This window comes from Streptomyces sp. NBC_00414 (assembly GCF_036038375.1).
In the GTDB taxonomy this organism is placed as follows: Bacteria; Actinomycetota; Actinomycetes; order Streptomycetales; family Streptomycetaceae; genus Streptomyces.
In genome coordinates, this window is sequence record NZ_CP107935.1 from 9,941,300 (window position 1) to 9,959,212 (window position 17,913).

Consider the following 17,913-nt stretch of genomic DNA (forward strand, 5'->3'; position numbering starts at 1 on the left):
GGCCGGCCCCCGACCGGGAGCCCGGCCCCCGGGTCGTGCCCCGCCAGGATCCTCGTCTGCAATGGGCCGTCACGCTGGTGGTCGTCGTCGCCGCGATCGTGACCGTGCGGCCGGTCGGTACCAGCGGCCGTGGCCTGGCGGTGGCCGCCCTGATCGTGGTCAACTCCGTCGCCCTGATGGCACGGCACCTTCCCGAGGCCAGGTTCCCGCTCAGCATCGAGCTCGTCTGGCTGACGACAGGTGTCGTGGCGGCAGCCGCCCTCATCGGCGTCAGCCGCAGCGGCTCCGGCTACCTCTTCGCCTACTTCCTCGTCGGCCACATCGGCTACCGGCTCCCCCTCAAGCAGGCCTTGTCGCTCGCGGCGCTGGCCAGTCTGCTCTGCGGCGGTGTCCTGTACTTCCGCCTCGGCCCCGGCCACGAGGCGCTGCCCTGGACCCTGGGCCTCACCGTCGGCGCCCCGGTGGTGGCCGGGATCCTCAGCCGCAGCAGGCAACGCGCAGTGGAGGCGATGATCTTGTCCGCCGAGTCCGCGGAGCGGGCCGCCCGCGCCGAAGCCCGGACCGCCATACTCACCGAACGCGGCCGCATCGCGCGGGACGTCCACGACGTGCTGGCGCACTCATTGGCCGGGATCAACATGCACCTGGAACTGGCGGACGCCCTGATCGACACCGGCGACCTGGAAAAGGTCCGAGAGGCGAACGACAAGGCACACAGCATGGTCAAGGAGAGCCTGAAGCAGGCCCAGTGGACCGTCCACGCGCTGCGCGAGGACGCCCTTCCGCTGCTCGACAGCCTGACCGCGATGGTCGAGTCCTCCGGCCACCGCGACGCCCTCACCGTCAGCGGAACCGTCCGTGAACTGCCGGCACAGGTCACCCAGAACCTGCTGCGCATCGCCCAGGAGGCGCTGACCAACGCCGCCCGGCACGCCCCGGGAGGCGACGCGGGAGTGGAGCTGACGTTCGACGCCACGTCGACGACGCTGAGGATTCGCAACGGGCCCGCGACCGGCGAGGTGACCGCGGGCGTCGGCAGCGGAATGGGGCTGATCGGGATGCGTGAACGCGTCGCCCTGCTGGGTGGCACCATTACCGCGGGGCCGGTCACCGAGGGCCCCGACCGAGGCGGCTGGCAGGTGGAGGCAGTGATCCCGGGATGAGTGAAGCGACCGAGAACCCGCAGCGGTTGAAGGTGATCGTCGCCGACGATCAGGCCGCCGTCCGTGAGCCCCTGGCCGCGATGCTCGGCATGTCCGAGGACATCGAGATCGTCGCCGCCGCGGCGGACGGCACCGAGGTGCTCACCGCCGCTGCCGCCACCTCGGTGGACGTCGTCCTGATGGACCTGCGCATGCCCGTGATGGACGGCATCGAGGCGACCCGCCGGCTGAGCGAGGAGCATCCACAGGTCGCCGTGGTGGTGTTGACCACCTTCGCCGACGACGAATCGATCCTGTCCGCGCTGAGCGCCGGAGCCCGCGGCTACCTGACGAAGAACGCGGGGCGCCAGGACATCCTCCGTGCGATCCGGGCCGCCGCCGCGGGACAGTCCGTGCTCGACCGCGAGGTCCAGGGCCGCCTCCTGGCCACCGCCCGCACCCGTCCACCGGCCGCAGGACAGGCACTGCCGCCGGACCTGACACCACGTGAGCGCGAAGTGCTCACCCTGATCGGCCAGGGCCTGCCGAACCGGGCCATCGCCGAGAAGCTCTTCATCAGCGAGGCCACGGTCAAGTCCCACATCAACAACCTGTTCACCAAGGCCGCCATCCGAGACCGTGCCGACGCGGTCCGCCGAGCCATAGCAGCAGGTCTCGCCTGACTCTGCCCCCAGGGGACTTCACGCGTCCGGAGGAGGCCGGACCGGGCGAGTACCCGGCTCCGGCTCCGGATCCTGCGCGGGCCGGGACAGCCGTTCCTGGAGCCGGGCATGGCGGAACTGGTAGACGGGACCCGTGGTGCGCAGCAGATTGCGGCGCCGCGCGTCCTCCAGGAAGGACATCAGGCGTACCGGCGTGCCCTCCCGCGCGGCGAGTTGCACGGCGGTGAGCGCGGTGGCGACACCGAGGTTCCCCACCGGCCCGGCCAGCAGGGCCGTCCAGACACCCGCGAGCAGACCGCTCGCCAGACCGCCCGGGAATCCGTGCACCCACACGGCTATGGGACCGACGAGCAGCGCGGCCGCCACCCCCACGATGAGGCCGAGCAGCATTCTCAGCCGCACATGATGCAGCCAGACGTCCCACGGTCCGATCGACCGGGTGTCCGCCACCGGGGGACTGCTGTGATGCTCCCTGACGTTGTCGAACCAGGACCCGGATCCGACTCCGATGAAGGTGCCCGCCACGAGTTCGTACCCGCGTCCGCACACCAGGGTCGCGCTGAACCCGACCGGGACGGTCGAGAGATAGCAGAGCCACAGGGGAATGGGCTCGTCCCTCGGCCAGAACACGAGCCAGACGACCGTGCCGGTCCAGAACCAGTGGTGGATGCCGATCCGGACGGTCGACGGGTTGAAGATGTCCCGCCATCCGGCGCTCGGCAGCGGCTGTGTGCCGTCGGGACGGGCGCCGGCCCGGCCCGCGACCACGCCACCTGCGATCCCGCAGGCGGTTCCGTACATGACGGCCCACAGCGGATCGGTGAGCTGCCACAGCACCGCGATGCCCAGCGCCGCGTAGAGCACGCCGACGATCGTTCCGAGCGCTGCCGCCCGGGGGCGGTGGTCCGTCCAGGAGGGAATGTGCCACCAGCTCAGGTCCCGCGTGCCCTGTTCGGTGAGCCGCGCTGCGATGTGCCGCAGGGCCCGCTCGGCCGTCTCCGGTGAGTGGCGGGGGCGCGGCCGTCCCGGCCTCGCGGTGTACGCGGCGGCCACCGCGTGGTCGAGAAGGTGGTCCTCGATGGCACGTGGGGTGGGGAAACGGCCGGTGTCGAGCAGCTCGTCCACCGGACCGGTGTCGTCGTAGACGTCGCGCAGCAGAGCGATCGCCAGCGGGCCGGACAGCGCGCGGGCCACGACACCCCCGGGCTGCTCCAGCAGTTCGCGGGTGAGGTGCCGCCAGGCGGGCGGGGGCGTTCTCGGCAACGGGCCCAGCAGGTACGCGGCGGCGTCGTCGGGGCGTACCGGCTGGAGCGCCACCGCCACACCGCCGCCGAGTCTTGCGCGTCTGGCCGTCAGGACGGCCTCTTTGGCCCGGGAGACCAGCACGAGGCGGAAGTCGGCCGTCTCCAGCGCGCTCACCATGGCCCCGCGCAGTCTCCCCGCGACCTCGTCCAGGCCGTCGATGAACAGGGCGATGCGGCCGGACCCGAGCAGTTCGAGGGCGCGGGCGCGCCCGTCCCGGCCCCGGAACAGGGTGTACTCCCGGGCGAGCCGCTCCGCCGCCCAGTCGGCGGGGCTGTCGGCACCCGGGTCCCAGCCGTGCGGGGACAGCATCACCGGTACGGGGATGCGGGAGCGGCTCTCCGGGGCCGCGTTCGCTCGGTACCGGAGAGCGTCGAGCAGCAGGAGGACGGCAGCGGCCGTCTTGCCCGCCGCGGGCGGGCCCACGAGCAGCAGCCGCCCCGAGGCCAGCCCGCCGTAGAGGGCGTGCAGTTCGCGCAGGCCGCCTCCCCGGCGCAGGTCCTCGCGGGTGGCGGCCGCCAGACCGGGCAGCGGGGGAAAGCGGGCGCGGGCCCCCTCGGCGGTGCCCGCGCCGATCCGGCCCGCCAGTTTGCGGTCGCTGACCTGCCAGCGCACCGGCAGCGGGGCGGGTTCCAGGAGCCGGCGCAGGCCGGCCTCCTTCTCCCACCGCAGCCCCACTGCCGCGGCCAGTTCGTCGGCAGCCGCGTCGAGCGGCAGAGGGCGGGTGATCCGGTAACTGACGTTCATGGTGTTGCCGGTGCCGACCTGCAGTGCGGTCGGGCCGATGAAGGTGTTCGCGGACAACGCGGGCCCGCTCGGCGGGGTTCGGGCTTCGGTGTCCTCCGGCTCGGCCTGTCCGGCCGGGTCCGTGGTGGTCATCAGGCGGGCCCGAAGTGGACGTCCTGGTGGTTGTGGTCGCCGATCTGCAGTGCGGTGGGGCCGCTGAACGTGTTGCCGGACACCGCGCCCCGGCCGGAGGTCCGCGCCGCGCACTCGTCCGCCAGGGAACGCAGTTCCGCGACGAAGCGGTCGCGCTCGGCCTGCTCCAGGTTCTCCAGAAACGTCTCGAACCGCCCCTGCCAGAGGCCCACTTGGAGGTCGCGGACCCGCGCGGACTCCTCCTCGCCCGCCGCGTCCAGCACGGCGGCGGTCCGGTCGAGCCGCTCCAGGGTGTCGCTCTCCCGGGCGGGGTCGCCGCGGCCCAGCAGGGTGGCGCACCGCTCCCGGAAGGTGGTCCACAGGTCCGTGCCCGCGCTCTGCACCACCGCCATACCCCCGGCCGCGGCCGCAGCCGTCATCGCCTCCGCCAGCATTCCTCGTATCCCCCCGCCTGGCATCCGTCAGGTCCCGGTCCGGACCATAACCGTTCCCCGGCGCGTGAACCATACGATCCGGCAGTTCCCCCGACCCCACTCCGACCCGGCAGCCCCCATCGCCCGTTGGCGCGCGAAGTCGCCCACCAGTCAAGGCGGTTGGGCGCCGGCCTACCCGGCACCACACCCGCGTCGGCCTGTACGAGGACGAGCGGGGCGGTGTTCTCCTACTCCGCCGGGGCCTGTTTCGGTGCCACACGGACGTGTGCGCGTTCGCCCTGTCTCCCGATGAGACTCAGGAACTCGACGGGGCCGGCGTCGGTGGCCCCGAACCAGTGCGGGGTGCGCGTGTCGAACTCCGCCGCCTCCCCGGACCTGAGGATGAGGTCGTGCTCCCCGAGGACGAGGCGGAGCGTTCCGTTGAGGACATAGACCCAGTCGTAGCCCTCGTGGGTGCGCAGGTCGGGTTCGGCGTCGTCGTGCCCGGTCGGGAGGACGAACTTGTAGGCCTGGATCCCGCCGGGCCTGCGGGTCAGCGGCAGGACGACCGCGCCGCCGGCGCCGGAGATGGGACGCAGATTGATACGCGGGTCGCCCGTGGGCGGCGCATCGACGAGCTCGTCGATCGTGACCCCATGGGCGCGAGCGAGCGGAAGCAGCTGCTCCAGCGTGGGGCGCCGCAGGCCCGCCTCCAGCCGGGACAGAGTGCTGGTGGAGATGCCGGTCTCCGCGGCGAGGTCGGCGAGGGTGACACCCCTGTTCAGCCGAAGACGCTTCAACCTCGGTCCGACGGCGTCCAGAGTGCGGTCGATCGCTTCATCCATCCCGCCATTTTGCCATTCGGCAACAAGGTTTGCCCATCCGCACTGTCCTCGGCACGGTGGCACAGGAACACAGGAACACAGGAACACAGGAACACAGGAGCGCACCCGCAGCGGGGTGACGCGGACGTGGTGGGCGAAGTGTGGAGGGTGACGTGGTGACGCACGGATTCGACAAGGAATTCTGGGAACGGCACTGGCGACAGGGGCCGGCCGGCGGTCCCGCGTCCATGGGCGGCAACCCGCCGAACCCGTACCTCGTCGGTGAGGCCGGTGGCCTGACGCCGGGCAGGGCCCTGGACGCGGGATGCGGCAGTGGCGCCGAGGCGATCTGGCTCGCCTCCCGCGGCTGGCACGTCACCGCGGCCGACATCTCGTCCGAGGCCCTGGCACGGGCGGCCGAGCGCGCGGCGTCGAGCGGTGCCTCCGAGAGTCTGCGGTGGGTCGAGGCGGATCTGGGCGTCTGGAGCCCGGACACGCGGTTCGACCTGGTCACGACCCACTACGCCCACCCGGCCATGCCTCAGCTGGACTTCTACGACCGTATCGCCGGATGGGTGGCCCCCGGCGGCACACTCCTCATCGTGGGCCATCTGCACACCTCGGGCTCCACCGGCCACGGACACCACCAGCCTGCCGAGGCGTCGACCACCTCCGCGGCCGTCACCGCACGCCTGGACAGCGCGGAGTGGGAGATCGTCACCGCCGAAGAGCGCGTCCGCACGCTCACCGGCCACGGGGGCCGAACGACCCCCCTCGACGACGTCGTCGTACGCGCCACCCGCCGCCCTTGATCACACCCGTCCCGAGCCGATGAGCCGCTGAGCCGCCGAGCCCCATTGCTTCGGCGTCGATGACCCCTGCCCTCTCTAGCCGAACCCCCCGGGTGTTCTCGAAAGGAACCCAGTGAGCACGAACCTGTCCTCGGGCGCGCAGACTCCCGACCCGACCATCCATGACCCACGACAACGGCGGACCGTCCTGGTCGCGGTCTGTATCGCGCTCATGGCCGTCATCGCCTCGGTGTCCGGGCTGAACGTCGCGCAGCCGGAGCTGAGCGTCGCGTTCGACGCCTCGCAGACCGAGGTCCTGTGGTTCATCAACCTCTACACCATCACTCTGGCCGCGCTGCTGCTGCCGCTCGGCGCGCTGGGCGACCGGTGGGGACGCAGGCCGATGCTGATCGCCGGCCTGGTCGTCTTCGGTGCGGCGAGTGCCGTGGCAGGCCTTGCCACGTCGTCCGAGATCATGCTCGCCGCGCGCTTTCTGAGCGGCGTCGGGGCAGCGATGATCATGCCGGTCACCCTGTCGGTCATCACCTCGACCTTCCCGGACGAGGAGCGCTCCAAGGCGATCGGCGTGTGGACCGGCGTCGCCGGCGGTGGCGGCATTCTGGGGATGTACCTGTCGGCCGTTCTGGTCGACCTGGCGAGCTGGCGGTGGCTCTTCGTTCTGCCGGTCGTGCTCGTCGTCGTGGCCATCGGCATGGCCCTTCGGTCCGTCCCCAACTCGCGTGAGGCGTCGAAGCACCCGTTCGACGCCGTCGGTTCGCTGTCGTCCGTGGTCGCGGTGGTCGGCCTCGTCCTCTTCCTCCACGAGGGCCCTCAACGAGGCTGGACCGCGCCGGAGACAGTACTGAGCCTCCTCGTCGGCATCGTCACCGCCGTCGGGTTCGTGGCGTGGGAGCTGCGCCGACAGGCTCCGCTTCTCGACGTCCGCCTGTTCCGACAGCGAGGGCTCGCGAGTGGTTCGGTGTCGCTCCTGACGGTCTTCGGTGTGCAGGCGGGGATCTTCGTGGTCCTCTTCCCGTTCTTCCAGGCGGTGCTCGGCTGGTCCGGCCTCCGCTCCACCCTGGCGCTCATGCCGATGGCGCTGCTGATGATGGTCGCCTCCGGCCTCGCCCCGCGGGCAGCCGCGCGCATCGGCAGCCGCTCGACGATGGCCGCGGGGATATTTCTGGGCGGCGCGGGACTGGTCCTCATGGCCATCCTCGTCTCCGTCGACGGCGGCTATCTCTCCATCCTCCCCGGCATGCTCGCCATGGGCCTCGGCATGGGCCTGACGATGACGCCCTCCACCGAGGCCATCACCACCGCCCTGCCACGTGAGCGTCAAGGTGTCGCGTCCGCGCTCAACGACGTCACCCGGGAGTTCGGCACAGCGCTCGGCGTCACGCTGCTCGGAGCGGTCCTGACCGCGGGCTATCGCAGCGCCATCGACTCCCGGCTCGACGGCGTGCCGGACGACGCGGCCGACACCGCCCGCGAGGGCGTCGCCAACGCGCTCGCGGCCGCCGACGGGGCCGGCGCCCAGGCGCGGGCGCTGACCCGGGCCGCCCAGGAATCCTTCGTCGACGGCTGGCAGCAGGCCATGTGGGCAGGTGCGGTGGTCATGGCCGTTCTGTTCGTCTACGTGCTCGCGCGAGGTCCGCAGCAACGGCCGCAGGGCTCCGGCGGCAGCAGCGGTGACTCCGACGACGCAGCCGTCGACCTGCGCTGACGCACGGCGAGGAGTGAACGCCGGCCGCCGGTCGCTGCGAGGAACCGTGCTGCCGCTCAGGCACTCGGTTCCCGGACGATCGAGACGATGTCCAGCACGGCACTCGTCAAAGCCGCGTCTCCGTAGGTTGTCGCCCGGCCGCGCGCTGTCGGTACGGATATGCCGCGCGTGGCCAGCCGCCACAGGGTGTCCGCGTCGATCTCCACTTTCGCTGCCACCACGGCGGGCGGGTCGTCGGCCAGGGCCCAGCGGTCGCTGTGGCGTACCGCGGCCCACCGACCACCGGCGGGGCCGGGTACGCGTACACGGACCGTCGTGCCCACCGGTGCCGGGGTCCGGCACAGGGTCTGGGGAAGAGCGCGCATGAACGTGTCGAGGACAGGGTGGAGCAGTTGCGGTTCGGCGGCGCCGGGCCGGCCGACGGCATCGCGTATCTGCTGCTGATGGACCCAGAACTCGGAGAATTCGCGGGCGATGTCCAGCCAGAGCGGTGCCTGCACTCCGGGAGCGGCCCAGGAGACGTCCAGCCCGGCGGGGTCGCTCAGCTGCCGGCTCGACCAGGCGGCGTCCAACCGCGCTCCCAGGTGGGCCAGCAGGTCGGTCATCAGCCGAGGACTGATCTGCCGCGCCGTCCGGACGAAGTCCTCGTTGGTTCGGGTCAGGAAGGCCGCCAGGGTCTCATCCGGGCCGAAGTCCGGCCCGGGGTGACCGTCGCGGCCCGCGGACAGGCGTCGGACGTAGTCGTGCAGGATGTGTCCCGCCACGTCATGCACGGCCCAGCCGGGGCAGACGGTCGCACGGGACCATTCGTCGGGGCCGAGCGCGTCCAGCAGGTCGACCAGCGCGCCCCGCTCGACCGGGAACAGCGGTCGGACGTCCAGCGGCGGCCCGAGCCAGGTCCAGTCCATCGGCAGAGTGGACCACGGGGCCGCCACCGCCCACCACGGCTTTTCCCAGCCCGTCGAGAAATCAGGCGAGGAACTCGGTGGTGACCTCGACGAACCAGCGCGGATCCTCCTCGGCGACGAAGTGCCCCGTCGACGCGACCTCGCTCCGCAGACTCTCCGCGTACGGCGCCAGCGCCTCGGCAGTTGCTGCGCCGGAGTGGCTCGTGCCGATGGCCAGGACGGGCATGGACAGTGGCCGGTCGGCCAGCAGGGCACGGTTCTCCCGCCCGTCCTCCAGGAGCGTGCGGTAGTGCTCGAAGCCACCGCGCAGCCGCTCCCGCCCGGTGTACGACTCCGCGTACGCGGCGAGGTCGTCGGGGCTGAAGGTGCCGGGGTTGGACATAGCGGTGAAAGTGGCGGTGATGAACTCCAGTTCGTGCCCGTCGAAGAGCATTTCGGCCACGTGAGGAGTCATGAAGAAGCCGAAGTGCCACATGCCGCCCTCGGCGACGTTCATCGCCTCCTCCAGTCCGAGCCCCGGCAGCAGCGCGTCGACCAGGATGAGCCGGTCGGGGTGGGCGGCTGCCCATGCCAGGGCGACCATCGCTCCGATGTCGTGGCCGGCCACGGCCACCGGACCGGTGAGGCCGAGTTCTTTGAGGACTCCCCGCATGTCACGTGCCTGGTTGGTCTTGGTGTAGCCGGCCTCGGGGCGATCGCCGGCGCCGGTGCCCCGCAGATCGGGTACCACCACCGTGTGCCGCTCGGCGAGGGCCGGCAGCACGCGTGCCCATGCGCGCGAGGTCTGCGGCCAGCCGTGGAGCAGGACCAGAACCGGGCCGCTGCCGCCGACAGCGACGGAGAGATGGGTCCCGTTGGTCGGGATCCTGCGGACCTCGAACTTTTCCGGAACCCAGTTGGAAGCCGGCATGAGAGCTCTCTTTCAGTTCACTCGGTTCACTGGTGGGTGTGAGGGGGCGGCGAGTTTCCGCAGGCGTGCCGCACCGATCGTCGACAGCATGTCGGTGTGCTCGGGGCGCCATCCCAGTTCCTGCTGCGCGCACACCGAACGCAGTCGGCTGGAGGCCGCCATGACGAGTGCCCCGAACTCGCCCCAGACCAGGGCCGCTTCCTCCGGTGTGAGGCTGCGAGTGTCGCAGCCGAGGTCATCGGCGACTCTCTCCGCGATCCATCGGTTGGGCACTTCCCCGGCCACCGCGTGGTACAGCCCTCCCGGGCGTCCCGCTTTCGACGCGAGGTCGAACAGGCGGGTCACGTCGTCGATGTGGACGTGGCTGTAGGCGTTCAGTCCGGTCCCGACGTAGCAGGCCGCCCCGGTCGCGGCGACCGACTGATAGGTCATCGGTACGTGGCCGTGGTCGCCAGGACCCCAGATGAGGCCGGGACGGACGACCATGGCGCGCAGCCTGTCGGAGGCGGCGCCCAGCACGGTGTCCTCGGCGGCCTTGCGGGCGATCGCCAGGGGTTCGACGACGAAGGGGTCGTGTTCGGCGAAACTGTCCTGGCTCCAGGCGCCCGCGGTGCGCTGCAGAAGCACACCGCTGCCGGAGAGGAAGACCAACGTCTTGCCCGTTCCCGCCATGGCGCGGGTCAGCCGGTCGACCGTCGCCGTCTCCAGTGCCGGGTCGGCCTGCGCCGCATAGAGGACGGCATCGGCCCGTAAAGCCGCGTCGATCGTGGCGGAGCGCCTGGAATCCAGGTCGGCGGCCACCGGGGTGATCCCGTCGGCGGAGAGGGCGACCGCCGCGGCGCCGGTGCGGGCCAGACCGGTGACCTGGTGCCCGCGGGCGGTCAGATGCCGTGCGAGGGCACCGCCGACGAAGCCGGTGGCACCGATGACGAACACGTTCACAGCGCCGTTCCTCAGCCGGGCAGAGAGCTGAGCTCGCCGCCGTCGGCGAACAGGACGGAGCCGTTCACGTAACTGCTCGCCGGGCCGACCAGGAACGAGACGATGTCGGCGATCTCGCCGGGATCGCCCGCCCGGCCGCGCGCGTTGGTCCTGTCCAGGACCGCGATGTGCTCGCCGAACATCGCCGAGGTGCCCTCCGTGTGCACGGGACCCGGAGACACGGCGTTGACCCGCACGCCCGACGGGCCGAACTCGGTTGCCCAGTAACGGGTGAGGACCTCCACCCCGGCCTTGGAGGCACCGTAGGCCGCGCCGACCGGAGCGGGCGTGCGCGCCGCACTCGACCCGACCAGCACGATCGAACCCCCTCCGCGCCGGACCATGGCGGGCGCGAGAGCACCGACCAGCAGGAACGGGGCCCGGGTGTTGACCGCGATGTGCCGGTCGAAATTCGCCGCGTCGGTCGCGGGGGTCGGTACGAACTCGTACAGGCCCGCGTTGCTCACCAGGATGTCCACGTCGCCGGCCTGCGAGGCCAGGCGCAGCGTGTCCTCGGCGTCGGTGAGATCGGCGGCGATGAAGCGGGCGGTGCCACCGTCGTGCGCGATCTCCTTCACCAGGGCCTCGCCGCGGCTTCGGTCCCGCCCGTGCAGGACGACCTCGGCCCCCTGCCGGGCCAGGCTCTGCGCGACGGCCTTGCCGATGCCCGACGTCGCTCCCGTCACCAGTGCGGTGCTGCCCCGCAAAGCAGTGCTGCTGTTCATCGCAGTCCCTCTTGTCATTGTCACGGCGCGTCAGCGTGCGGATCACCCGGACGGCGCCCTTGCTCAATCAACTATGCACGACAGATGTTCTGTCAACAAGAACATCTGTGGAGAAGCCTTTAGGTGCTACATTGGGCGGGTGAGCGCATCGACTTCCGAAAACGACGGCCGGCGCGGCGAGGTCGATGACCTGGCGCTGGGTACCGACCTGGGCTGGGCGATCCGCATGGTCTCCGCCGCGTTCAGCCGCGTCGCCACCGAATCCGTCTCCGAACTGCCCGGAGGGCCGCGCGGCTATCTCGTACTGGTGGCTCTGGCCGGCGGCGAACCGCCCTCACAACTCGCCCTCGCCAAAGAGGTCAGCCTCGACCGGACCGTGATGACGTACCTGCTCGACGACCTGGAAGCGCATGAACTCGTCACGCGAAGGCCCGACCCTCGCGACCGGCGTGCACGCCAGGTACTCATCACCGACACCGGCCGCGCCCGGCTCAAGCAGGTGCGACGCGGTCTGTCGGCCGCTGAGGGGCGCCTCCTCGCCGATCTGAGCGACCGGGACGCCGAAGAACTGCGCACTCTCCTCTCCCGTGTCGCGCAGACCGCTCAGCGAGAGTCGCTCGCCCCTGAAGAAGCGGACTGCTGAGAGACGGCGCAGCGCGCGGCACGGCGGCGGCGTCGGCCAGGGGCTGTCCTGGCGATCTTCTGTTGCCGTTGGCCCTTGGACACCGCGAACAGGGAAGTCGACTGAGCCTCGTGGAAGCCCTCGATGTCTGCGCCTGCCGCTACGGTTTGGCCGTTCATGATCTCCAGGGAGGGCAGCTCGATGGGCGCCAGTGGGTGGGACTACGTCACCAGGTTCGACGGGGACGTCAAGGCAGCTTTGGCGACTTTGCAGGCCAGTGTGTTTCAGGAGGAGTACGGCGACGGTGCAAGCTACCGCAGCCTCCAAGATCTCTACGAGGACGAGGAGTTCATGGGGACAGAGGGGACGCATACGATCCTCGACATCGACAGGATCGTTGCCACAGATGACCCGCCGGTTCAGTCTCGGGCTTCTGATTACGGCACCCTGCGCCCTCTGGCACTCAGCCGGGTGATTCACTACTTCGCTACCGACCGCCCCACGGTCGAGCAGTACGAGGGACTCGTCGCCGCTGCCAACGAGGCTGCGGGCCACGAGGAGCATCTGGGGAGCCTGCTCGGCGAGTGCCGGATGGGGTGGACCGGCTATTACGTCGTCCTCTACTCCGATGGCAGGCCCACCCACCTGGGTATCTTCGGCTTCTCGGGCGATTAGAGCTCGCCGGGGCGAGGACGTGACAGCATCGTGTTCGGGTCGTTGATGGGGACATGGGGCGGGGCGATCTCAGCGACGCGGAGTGAGAACGGCTGTGGCCGTTCCCGCCGGTCAGCAATAGGCGCTGTGGCCGGTGGCGGGATCACCGGCAGGTGATCGACGGCATTCTGCACCGGGTGCGGACCGGGGTGCAGTGGCGTGATCTGCCGGAACGGTTCGGGCCGTGGAAGACGGTCTATGAACGGCACCTGCTGCGGTCGGGGGACGGAACGTGGGAGCGTCTGCTGCGGTATGTCCAGGCCGCGGCCGATGCCGCGGGTGAGGTCGACTGGGACATCTCGGTGGACTCCACCGTCGTCCGTGCGCATCAGCATGCGGCTGGCGCTCGCACTGACCCACCGCCGGTCCCGGCGTCAAAGGGTGCGGCACTCGCAGAACACCAGGATGCAACCGCATGGCAAAGTCTTCACGCCCGCCTGGCGGAGGTGGTGCGGGAAGTGAGGGCCTGGGCCGCTCGCGGGGCGGGTTCACCAGCAAGATCCACCTGAGTGCGGACGGCCGCTGCCGCCCGCTGTCCCTGATTATCACACCGGGGCAGCGGGCGGACCGCACCCAGTTCGATCAGGTGCTGGAGAGGATCCGCGTCCCCAGGCTCGGAGCGGGCAGACCTCGCAAGAAGCCTGACAGCCTCGCAGTGGACAAGGCCTACAGCAACGGACCCATCCGCGAATACCTGCGGCGGGGCATCCGGCACACGCGGCACCTGTGAGGGAATCGGCCGACACCTCCGAGGCGGGCAGCCTCCCGTCCCGTCCGCCTACTTGTCGGCGCGGGACACGAGCAGCGGCTGGAAGAAGCCGGTCTCCTGCGGCATCCGCCACCTTGCGTCGACGAATCCGGCTTCGGCCGCGAGGTCGGCCAACTGGTCCCGGCCGAGTGCCCAGTAGGTGGTCCGGCGGACCCGGACGCGCCATTCTCCGCCTGCCGGGAGGAGCTGGAAGTGCTCCAAGTCGTAGTGTTCGCCGTCGTCATGCCAATGCCAGAGCTGGAAGGTGACGGTTCGTTCCTCGCGGTCGGTGCCGTCAGCGCCGTCGGTGTGGTCGGCGTGGTCGCTGGCTTGGTGGACCTGCGGAGGCGTTGAAGCCGGGCGGTCGCGCAGCAGGTCGTCGTACGGGCGTGTGCTGACCAGCAGGAGCCCGGCGGGGCGCAGTACGCGGCGCATCTCGGCCAGGGCGGCGCGCACATCCTGCGCAGTCAGCAGGTGAGGCAGCGAGTTGTCCGCGCAGACGACGGCATCGAACCGGGCGTCAGGAAACGGGAGGCGTCGCATGTCGGCGACGGCCGTGCGCAGGTTCGGACCCAGGTTCAGACGGGCGGCTTCGCGAGCGGCCCGGGCGGTGGCGCGGGGACTGATGTCGGTCCCGGTGACATGGTGCCCGCGTAGCGCCAAGCCGATGGCCTGCGTCCCGATGCCGCAGGAACAGTCGAGCACCGCCGCGCGGTCCTGGCCGATCAGGGTGTCGAGGGCGGCCCCCTGCCGACGGAGGCTCGCGTCCCAGTCCCCGTAGATCAGGTGGTAGTCGTCCGCCAGGCCGTCGTAGAAGCGCTCCACCGAGGTCTCGGACATGACCCGAAAATACCGCGCCTGGTTCCGCTGGTCGCCGGTGCCTTCCGTCATTCCGTATCGAGGGTGGATGAAAGAGGGATGTGGTCCAGCGAGGTGAGGCGCAGCAGGTACCGGAGGCGAGGCTGGTCGCTGACCAGACGGAAGCTGCCGCGGCGGTCGCGGGCACGGCGGTGGGCGCGGTGCAGGAGGTGCAGGCCACTGGAGTCCATGAAGATCACCGGCCGGAGGTCGACAATGACGTGCGGTAACGGTCGCCCGGTCGCGGTGTCGAGGTCGACGGTGATCTCGCCGACGGTGAAGACGTCGATCTCCCCGTGGAGTTCGACCACCGTGGCCTCGCCGAGGGGGAAGCTGTGAGCATGGGCGCTGGGCGGGTCCGTTTCGGGCAGAGAGTCAGAATTGGGCAGCGGCATGAGGGCCTCATCATGAACGTCGTCCGGGGGCCTCCGCGCACTGCTGAACGGCGATGCGAAGGCCGCACTGATCGATTGCTGCAGGCTCACGGGGTCCAGGTCGCCTCACCTTGCACGGTAGGGCGCGGCGAGCACGCAGAAACGATATGCCTGTCCACCACGTCACCCGATCGAATGAATAGAGGCCAAGTAGCTTGCGACGAGCCTGCGGTCTCTCGTCCATGAGCCGGGATCGGGATCGGGATCGGGATCGGGATCGGCATCGGCAGCGGGAGTCCGCAGAAGAAACTCCGGAACGGCAGACATAGATCGTCCAGGGTCCACGCGTCCTTGTCAGCGTTAGGGAAGGGGAGGGCCTATGGACCCGCAGGACCACGAGAGATTCCGGGACTACGTCGAAAGCCGGTGGAGCGCTCTGCTGCGCCTGGCGAACCTGCTCACCGGTGGCGACCGGCACGAGGCCGAGGACCTGGTGCAGATCGCTCTGATGAAGGCGCTCGCCCGCTGGCGGCACATCGAGGACCCGGAAGCGTACGTGCGCAAGGTCATGTACCGGCACCAGATCAGCCGCTGGCGACTGCGTCGCCCGCACCGCGAGCCGACGTTCGCCGTGCCGCCGGCGGATCTCGGCGTCGCCGACGGCACGTCCGCCGCCGACCTGCGGATCACCGTGGGCAAGGCGCTGGCCCAGCTGACCCCGCGGCAGCGCACGATGCTGGTGCTGCGCTATTTCGAGGACCTGTCCGAGACAGAGGTGGCGGCCGCCCTGGGCTGCTCGGTGGGCACGGTACGCAGTACCACCCACCGGTCATTGGCCCGGCTGCGCCGTCTCGCGCCGGAGCTGGATGCCCCGGCCCGCACCGCAGCCACCGCCCCGAGCAGCAGCCTGCCGAAGGGAGCCCACACATGAACGGCGACCAGCTCGACCGCACGATCCGGGACGTCCTGCACGAGTGGACCCCGGACAACCCCAGCCCTCCGGCGGGCGTCGCCGACCTCATCGTGCGCCGCCATCGGCGGCGTAACTTCGCGCGGGCCGCGGGGGCGGTCCTCGGCGTCGCCGGGATCACCTTCGGCGCGGTCCTCGTCACCGGCGCGGGCGGTGACGACGGAGCGCAACCGCCGGCCACGCGGGTCAGCGAGGAGAGCAAGCTGCTCTGGCAGACGACGCTGCCCGGAAAGTCCTGGGACGCCTGCACCACGGCCCCTGGTGCCGTCTACTGCCGGGGGGCGGAGTACGACGGAATCGGTGTGGACGCCCGGACCGGAAAGGTCGGGTGGCGGCAAGAGGCCCAGGACGTCGACAGCGGCCGCTCTCCGGCGGGATCACTGCCCGGTGTGCGCGACGGCGTGCTCTACACCTACGCCGATCACGCGCCGGGGGCTTCCAGCGCCGGTACCGATCTCGTCGCCCTCGACATCGACAGCCAACAGGTGCTGTGGAAGCACAAGTTGGCGGACGACAGCCGCAACCGGTCCTCCGCCGTGCTGTTCGACGGCGGGATCCTCACCAACTCTCCGACCTTCAAGAGTGTGGCCGCGCTGGACGACAGGACGGGCGAGCCGCTGTGGACGTACTCATGGAAGAAGGCCGACTGCGACCGGGTCGCCATTGACGGCGTCCCTTACCTGATGTGCTCGCCGGACAGCGACAAGGCCCCACAGCGCAGCACCGTCATCCGGCTGGACCCGGAGACCGGCAAGCCGAGTACGGTCGCGACCGTCGAGGGCCCGACCGCCTACATCGGTACGGATGAGGACGCCGTGCTGCTGGGTGGTATGGCCGGTGGGCAGAAGTTCTTCGGTGACCCGGGGCCCGCCACCCTGACGCGCGTCGACCTCCGCTCGGGCAAGGTGACGCAGCATCGAGCCGACGGCCTGCCGATGGGCCCGGTCGCGGACGGCATCGTCCTGGTGCCCGGCAGGAACGGCACCGTCGTGGCGTACTCCGCCGACGACGGACGGCGGCTCTGGTCCCGCGAACTGGGGCTGAAACTCCGCAAGGAATCGCGTGATCCCACGATGCGGGAACTGCCCTCGACCGCCGCGGTGGACCTCGACAGCCGGGTGGCGTACTACCTCGATCCGTCCGGGCAGTTGGTGGGTCTCGACCTCGACAGCGGCGCGGTGCGCTGGCGCGGTCGAGTGGAGGTGCCCAAGAGCCCGGTGGAAGGCGGGATCGCTCCCGAGCTGATGCTCTACGAACGGGGGCTCATCGGCCAGGTCGGCGGCGAGTTGTTCCGGATCGAGCCGGAACTGCCCGAGGCGGGTTCGTAACCGGATCGCGATGCTGAGGAGGCGGCGGAGGAGGCGTGTGGGCCCGGCGGGGGAACCCGGGTCCCACACGGCCGCGTTGTGCGGCCAGGAGCCCCGACCTCGTCGGCATGGACACGGCTTTCCGGCCCGGCCCACGGGCTGGGTGAACTGGCCCTGGTGATCCGGTTGTTGCCGCGACCGCTCCTCGGCATGATGGATGCCGCATGCAGTGGAACGACGCCGGCCGTCGCCTCTCCGTGAGGGGCCCGGTCGGAATTCATGTCGCGATATAGCGCTAGTCTTCTCTTCGCGTCGCTGCCCGCGTCGCGCGGAGACGTTCGACAGGACCAGGGGGAAGCATGCCGGGAGAGATTTCACCCACCGGGAAGCTCCCGGGCCGCTCGGACCCCGGCTCGTCGCCCGATCTGCGTGCCTCTCATGCGGACCGGGACCGGGTGGTGGATGTACTGCGTATCGCGGCGGGGGACGGCCTGCTGACCGCGGACGAGTTGGACGAGCGCCTGGAAGTTGCCCTGTCCGCACGGACTTTGAGCGAACTGACCACGCTCACCGCCGACCTGCCGCCCGTGACGGCCACGGTCGGCGGGACCGGGGCAGAAGCCAAGGACATGGTGCGGATCGAGCAGACCTTCAGCGGTGCGGTCGAGCGCGTGGGGCGCTGGGTGGTGCCGCGGAGGATGGAACTCGCGGTGACGTTCTGCGAGGTGACGCTCGACTTCACCGACGCAGTGATCACGCACGACACCTTGCGGATCGACGTCGGCATGACGGGGAAGACCCTGACGCTGGTCACGAAGCCGGGCGTCGTGGTCGATACGGATGGACTGCAGCTGGTGCACAGCAGGCTCAAGTACCGTCACGCCCCGGCGAGTCCTGACACGCCGGTCATCCTGCGAGTGGAGCTGGTCGGCCAGAAGGCCCACGGCCGCGTGGTGGTGCGACCTTCGCGTCGGACGTTCGGTCAGTGGCTGCTGCGACGCAGGCCCACGTCCCTTGCCCGGTAGAGCTACTGTCC

General features: G+C 70.5%; 18 protein-coding genes and 1 pseudogene. 10 read left to right on the forward strand and 9 right to left on the reverse strand.

All coding sequences use genetic code 11. From position 1 onward, the window contains the following. Positions 1-56: 56 nt before the first annotated feature. Complete coding sequence (locus OHS59_RS42570) at positions 57-1,163, forward strand: sensor histidine kinase (RefSeq protein WP_328499573.1); 1,107 nt, start codon at positions 57-59, stop codon at positions 1,161-1,163. Next, entirely contained in the window at positions 1,160-1,825 is a 666-nt protein-coding gene (locus OHS59_RS42575) for a response regulator transcription factor (RefSeq protein WP_328498694.1), read from the forward strand. The genes OHS59_RS42570 and OHS59_RS42575 overlap by 4 nt, the downstream gene beginning before the upstream one ends. 18 nt (positions 1,826-1,843) lie before the next feature. Here OHS59_RS42575 and OHS59_RS42580 read toward each other — a convergent pair whose 3' ends face one another. The 3 genes from OHS59_RS42580 to OHS59_RS42590 form a co-directional block, all read right to left on the reverse strand. After that, positions 1,844-4,006 carry a hypothetical protein gene (locus OHS59_RS42580; protein ID WP_328498695.1) on the reverse strand — a complete coding sequence of 721 codons (2,163 nt, stop codon included), beginning with the start codon at positions 4,004-4,006 and terminating at the stop codon, positions 1,844-1,846. Next, positions 4,006-4,440 carry a hypothetical protein gene (locus OHS59_RS42585; RefSeq protein WP_328498696.1) on the reverse strand — a complete coding sequence of 145 codons (435 nt, stop codon included), beginning with the start codon at positions 4,438-4,440 and terminating at the stop codon, positions 4,006-4,008. Before OHS59_RS42585 ends, OHS59_RS42580 begins: the two co-directional genes overlap by 1 nt. A 227-nt stretch (positions 4,441-4,667) precedes the next feature. Further along, positions 4,668-5,264 (reverse strand): helix-turn-helix domain-containing protein, encoded by a 597-nt coding sequence (locus OHS59_RS42590; protein ID WP_328498697.1) that lies wholly within the window; start codon positions 5,262-5,264, stop codon positions 4,668-4,670. A gap of 152 nt (positions 5,265-5,416) precedes the next feature. On the opposite strand from OHS59_RS42590, the gene OHS59_RS42595 reads away from it, so the two are divergent. Continuing rightward, positions 5,417-6,055, forward strand: a complete 639-nt coding sequence (locus OHS59_RS42595) for a class I SAM-dependent methyltransferase (protein ID WP_328498698.1) — start codon at positions 5,417-5,419, stop codon at positions 6,053-6,055. 112 nt (positions 6,056-6,167) lie between these two features. After that, a complete protein-coding gene (locus OHS59_RS42600) occupies positions 6,168-7,760 on the forward strand; it encodes an MFS transporter (protein ID WP_328498699.1) in 1,593 nt (530 codons plus the stop codon). A gap of 56 nt (positions 7,761-7,816) precedes the next feature. Here the strand turns inward: OHS59_RS42600 and OHS59_RS42605 are convergent, their stop codons facing one another. From OHS59_RS42605 to OHS59_RS42620, 4 genes are all read right to left on the reverse strand, one after another. Next, the gene (locus tag OHS59_RS42605) at positions 7,817-8,668 is read right to left on the reverse strand and encodes a maleylpyruvate isomerase family mycothiol-dependent enzyme (protein WP_328498700.1); all 852 of its coding nucleotides are present in this window, start codon (positions 8,666-8,668) and stop codon (positions 7,817-7,819) included. 61 nt (positions 8,669-8,729) lie between these two features. Continuing rightward, positions 8,730-9,578, reverse strand: coding sequence for an alpha/beta fold hydrolase (locus OHS59_RS42610; RefSeq protein WP_328498701.1), 849 nt, complete (start codon positions 9,576-9,578; stop codon positions 8,730-8,732). A 12-nt stretch (positions 9,579-9,590) separates the two neighbouring features. Beyond that, a complete protein-coding gene (locus OHS59_RS42615) occupies positions 9,591-10,520 on the reverse strand; it encodes an NAD-dependent epimerase/dehydratase family protein (RefSeq protein ID WP_328498702.1) in 930 nt (309 codons plus the stop codon). Positions 10,521-10,531: 11 nt separating this feature from the next. Then, a complete protein-coding gene (locus OHS59_RS42620) occupies positions 10,532-11,284 on the reverse strand; it encodes an SDR family NAD(P)-dependent oxidoreductase (RefSeq protein WP_328498703.1) in 753 nt (250 codons plus the stop codon). Between the two features lie 139 nt (positions 11,285-11,423). Here OHS59_RS42620 and OHS59_RS42625 point away from each other — a divergent pair, with 139 nt between their 5' ends. The 3 genes and pseudogenes from OHS59_RS42625 to OHS59_RS42635 all read left to right on the forward strand — a co-directional run. Continuing rightward, the gene (locus OHS59_RS42625) at positions 11,424-11,927 is read left to right on the forward strand and encodes a MarR family winged helix-turn-helix transcriptional regulator (RefSeq protein WP_328498704.1); all 504 of its coding nucleotides are present in this window, start codon (positions 11,424-11,426) and stop codon (positions 11,925-11,927) included. Positions 11,928-12,083: 156 nt separating this feature from the next. Further along, a complete protein-coding gene (locus OHS59_RS42630) occupies positions 12,084-12,581 on the forward strand; it encodes a hypothetical protein (protein WP_328498705.1) in 498 nt (165 codons plus the stop codon). A gap of 92 nt (positions 12,582-12,673) precedes the next feature. After that, positions 12,674-13,338 (forward strand): annotated as a pseudogene (locus OHS59_RS42635) (IS5 family transposase); the annotation flags it as partial. 60 nt (positions 13,339-13,398) lie between these two features. Here OHS59_RS42635 and OHS59_RS42640 read toward each other — a convergent pair. Together OHS59_RS42640 and OHS59_RS42645 are read right to left on the reverse strand one after the other, a co-directional pair. After that, the gene (locus OHS59_RS42640) at positions 13,399-14,208 is read right to left on the reverse strand and encodes a class I SAM-dependent methyltransferase (protein ID WP_328498706.1); all 810 of its coding nucleotides are present in this window, start codon (positions 14,206-14,208) and stop codon (positions 13,399-13,401) included. A gap of 47 nt (positions 14,209-14,255) precedes the next feature. Next, positions 14,256-14,711, reverse strand: a complete 456-nt coding sequence (locus OHS59_RS42645; RefSeq protein ID WP_328498707.1) for an STAS domain-containing protein — start codon at positions 14,709-14,711, stop codon at positions 14,256-14,258. Between the two features lie 268 nt (positions 14,712-14,979). Here OHS59_RS42645 and OHS59_RS42650 point away from each other — a divergent pair, with 268 nt between their 5' ends. From OHS59_RS42650 to OHS59_RS42660, 3 genes are all read left to right on the forward strand, one after another. After that, positions 14,980-15,531, forward strand: a complete 552-nt coding sequence (locus OHS59_RS42650; protein ID WP_328498708.1) for a SigE family RNA polymerase sigma factor — start codon at positions 14,980-14,982, stop codon at positions 15,529-15,531. After that, complete coding sequence (locus OHS59_RS42655; protein ID WP_328498709.1) at positions 15,528-16,898, forward strand: outer membrane protein assembly factor BamB family protein; 1,371 nt, start codon at positions 15,528-15,530, stop codon at positions 16,896-16,898. Before OHS59_RS42650 ends, OHS59_RS42655 begins: the two co-directional genes overlap by 4 nt. A 338-nt stretch (positions 16,899-17,236) precedes the next feature. Continuing rightward, a complete protein-coding gene (locus OHS59_RS42660) occupies positions 17,237-17,902 on the forward strand; it encodes a DUF1707 SHOCT-like domain-containing protein (RefSeq protein ID WP_328498710.1) in 666 nt (221 codons plus the stop codon). Positions 17,903-17,913 lie beyond the last annotated feature (11 nt).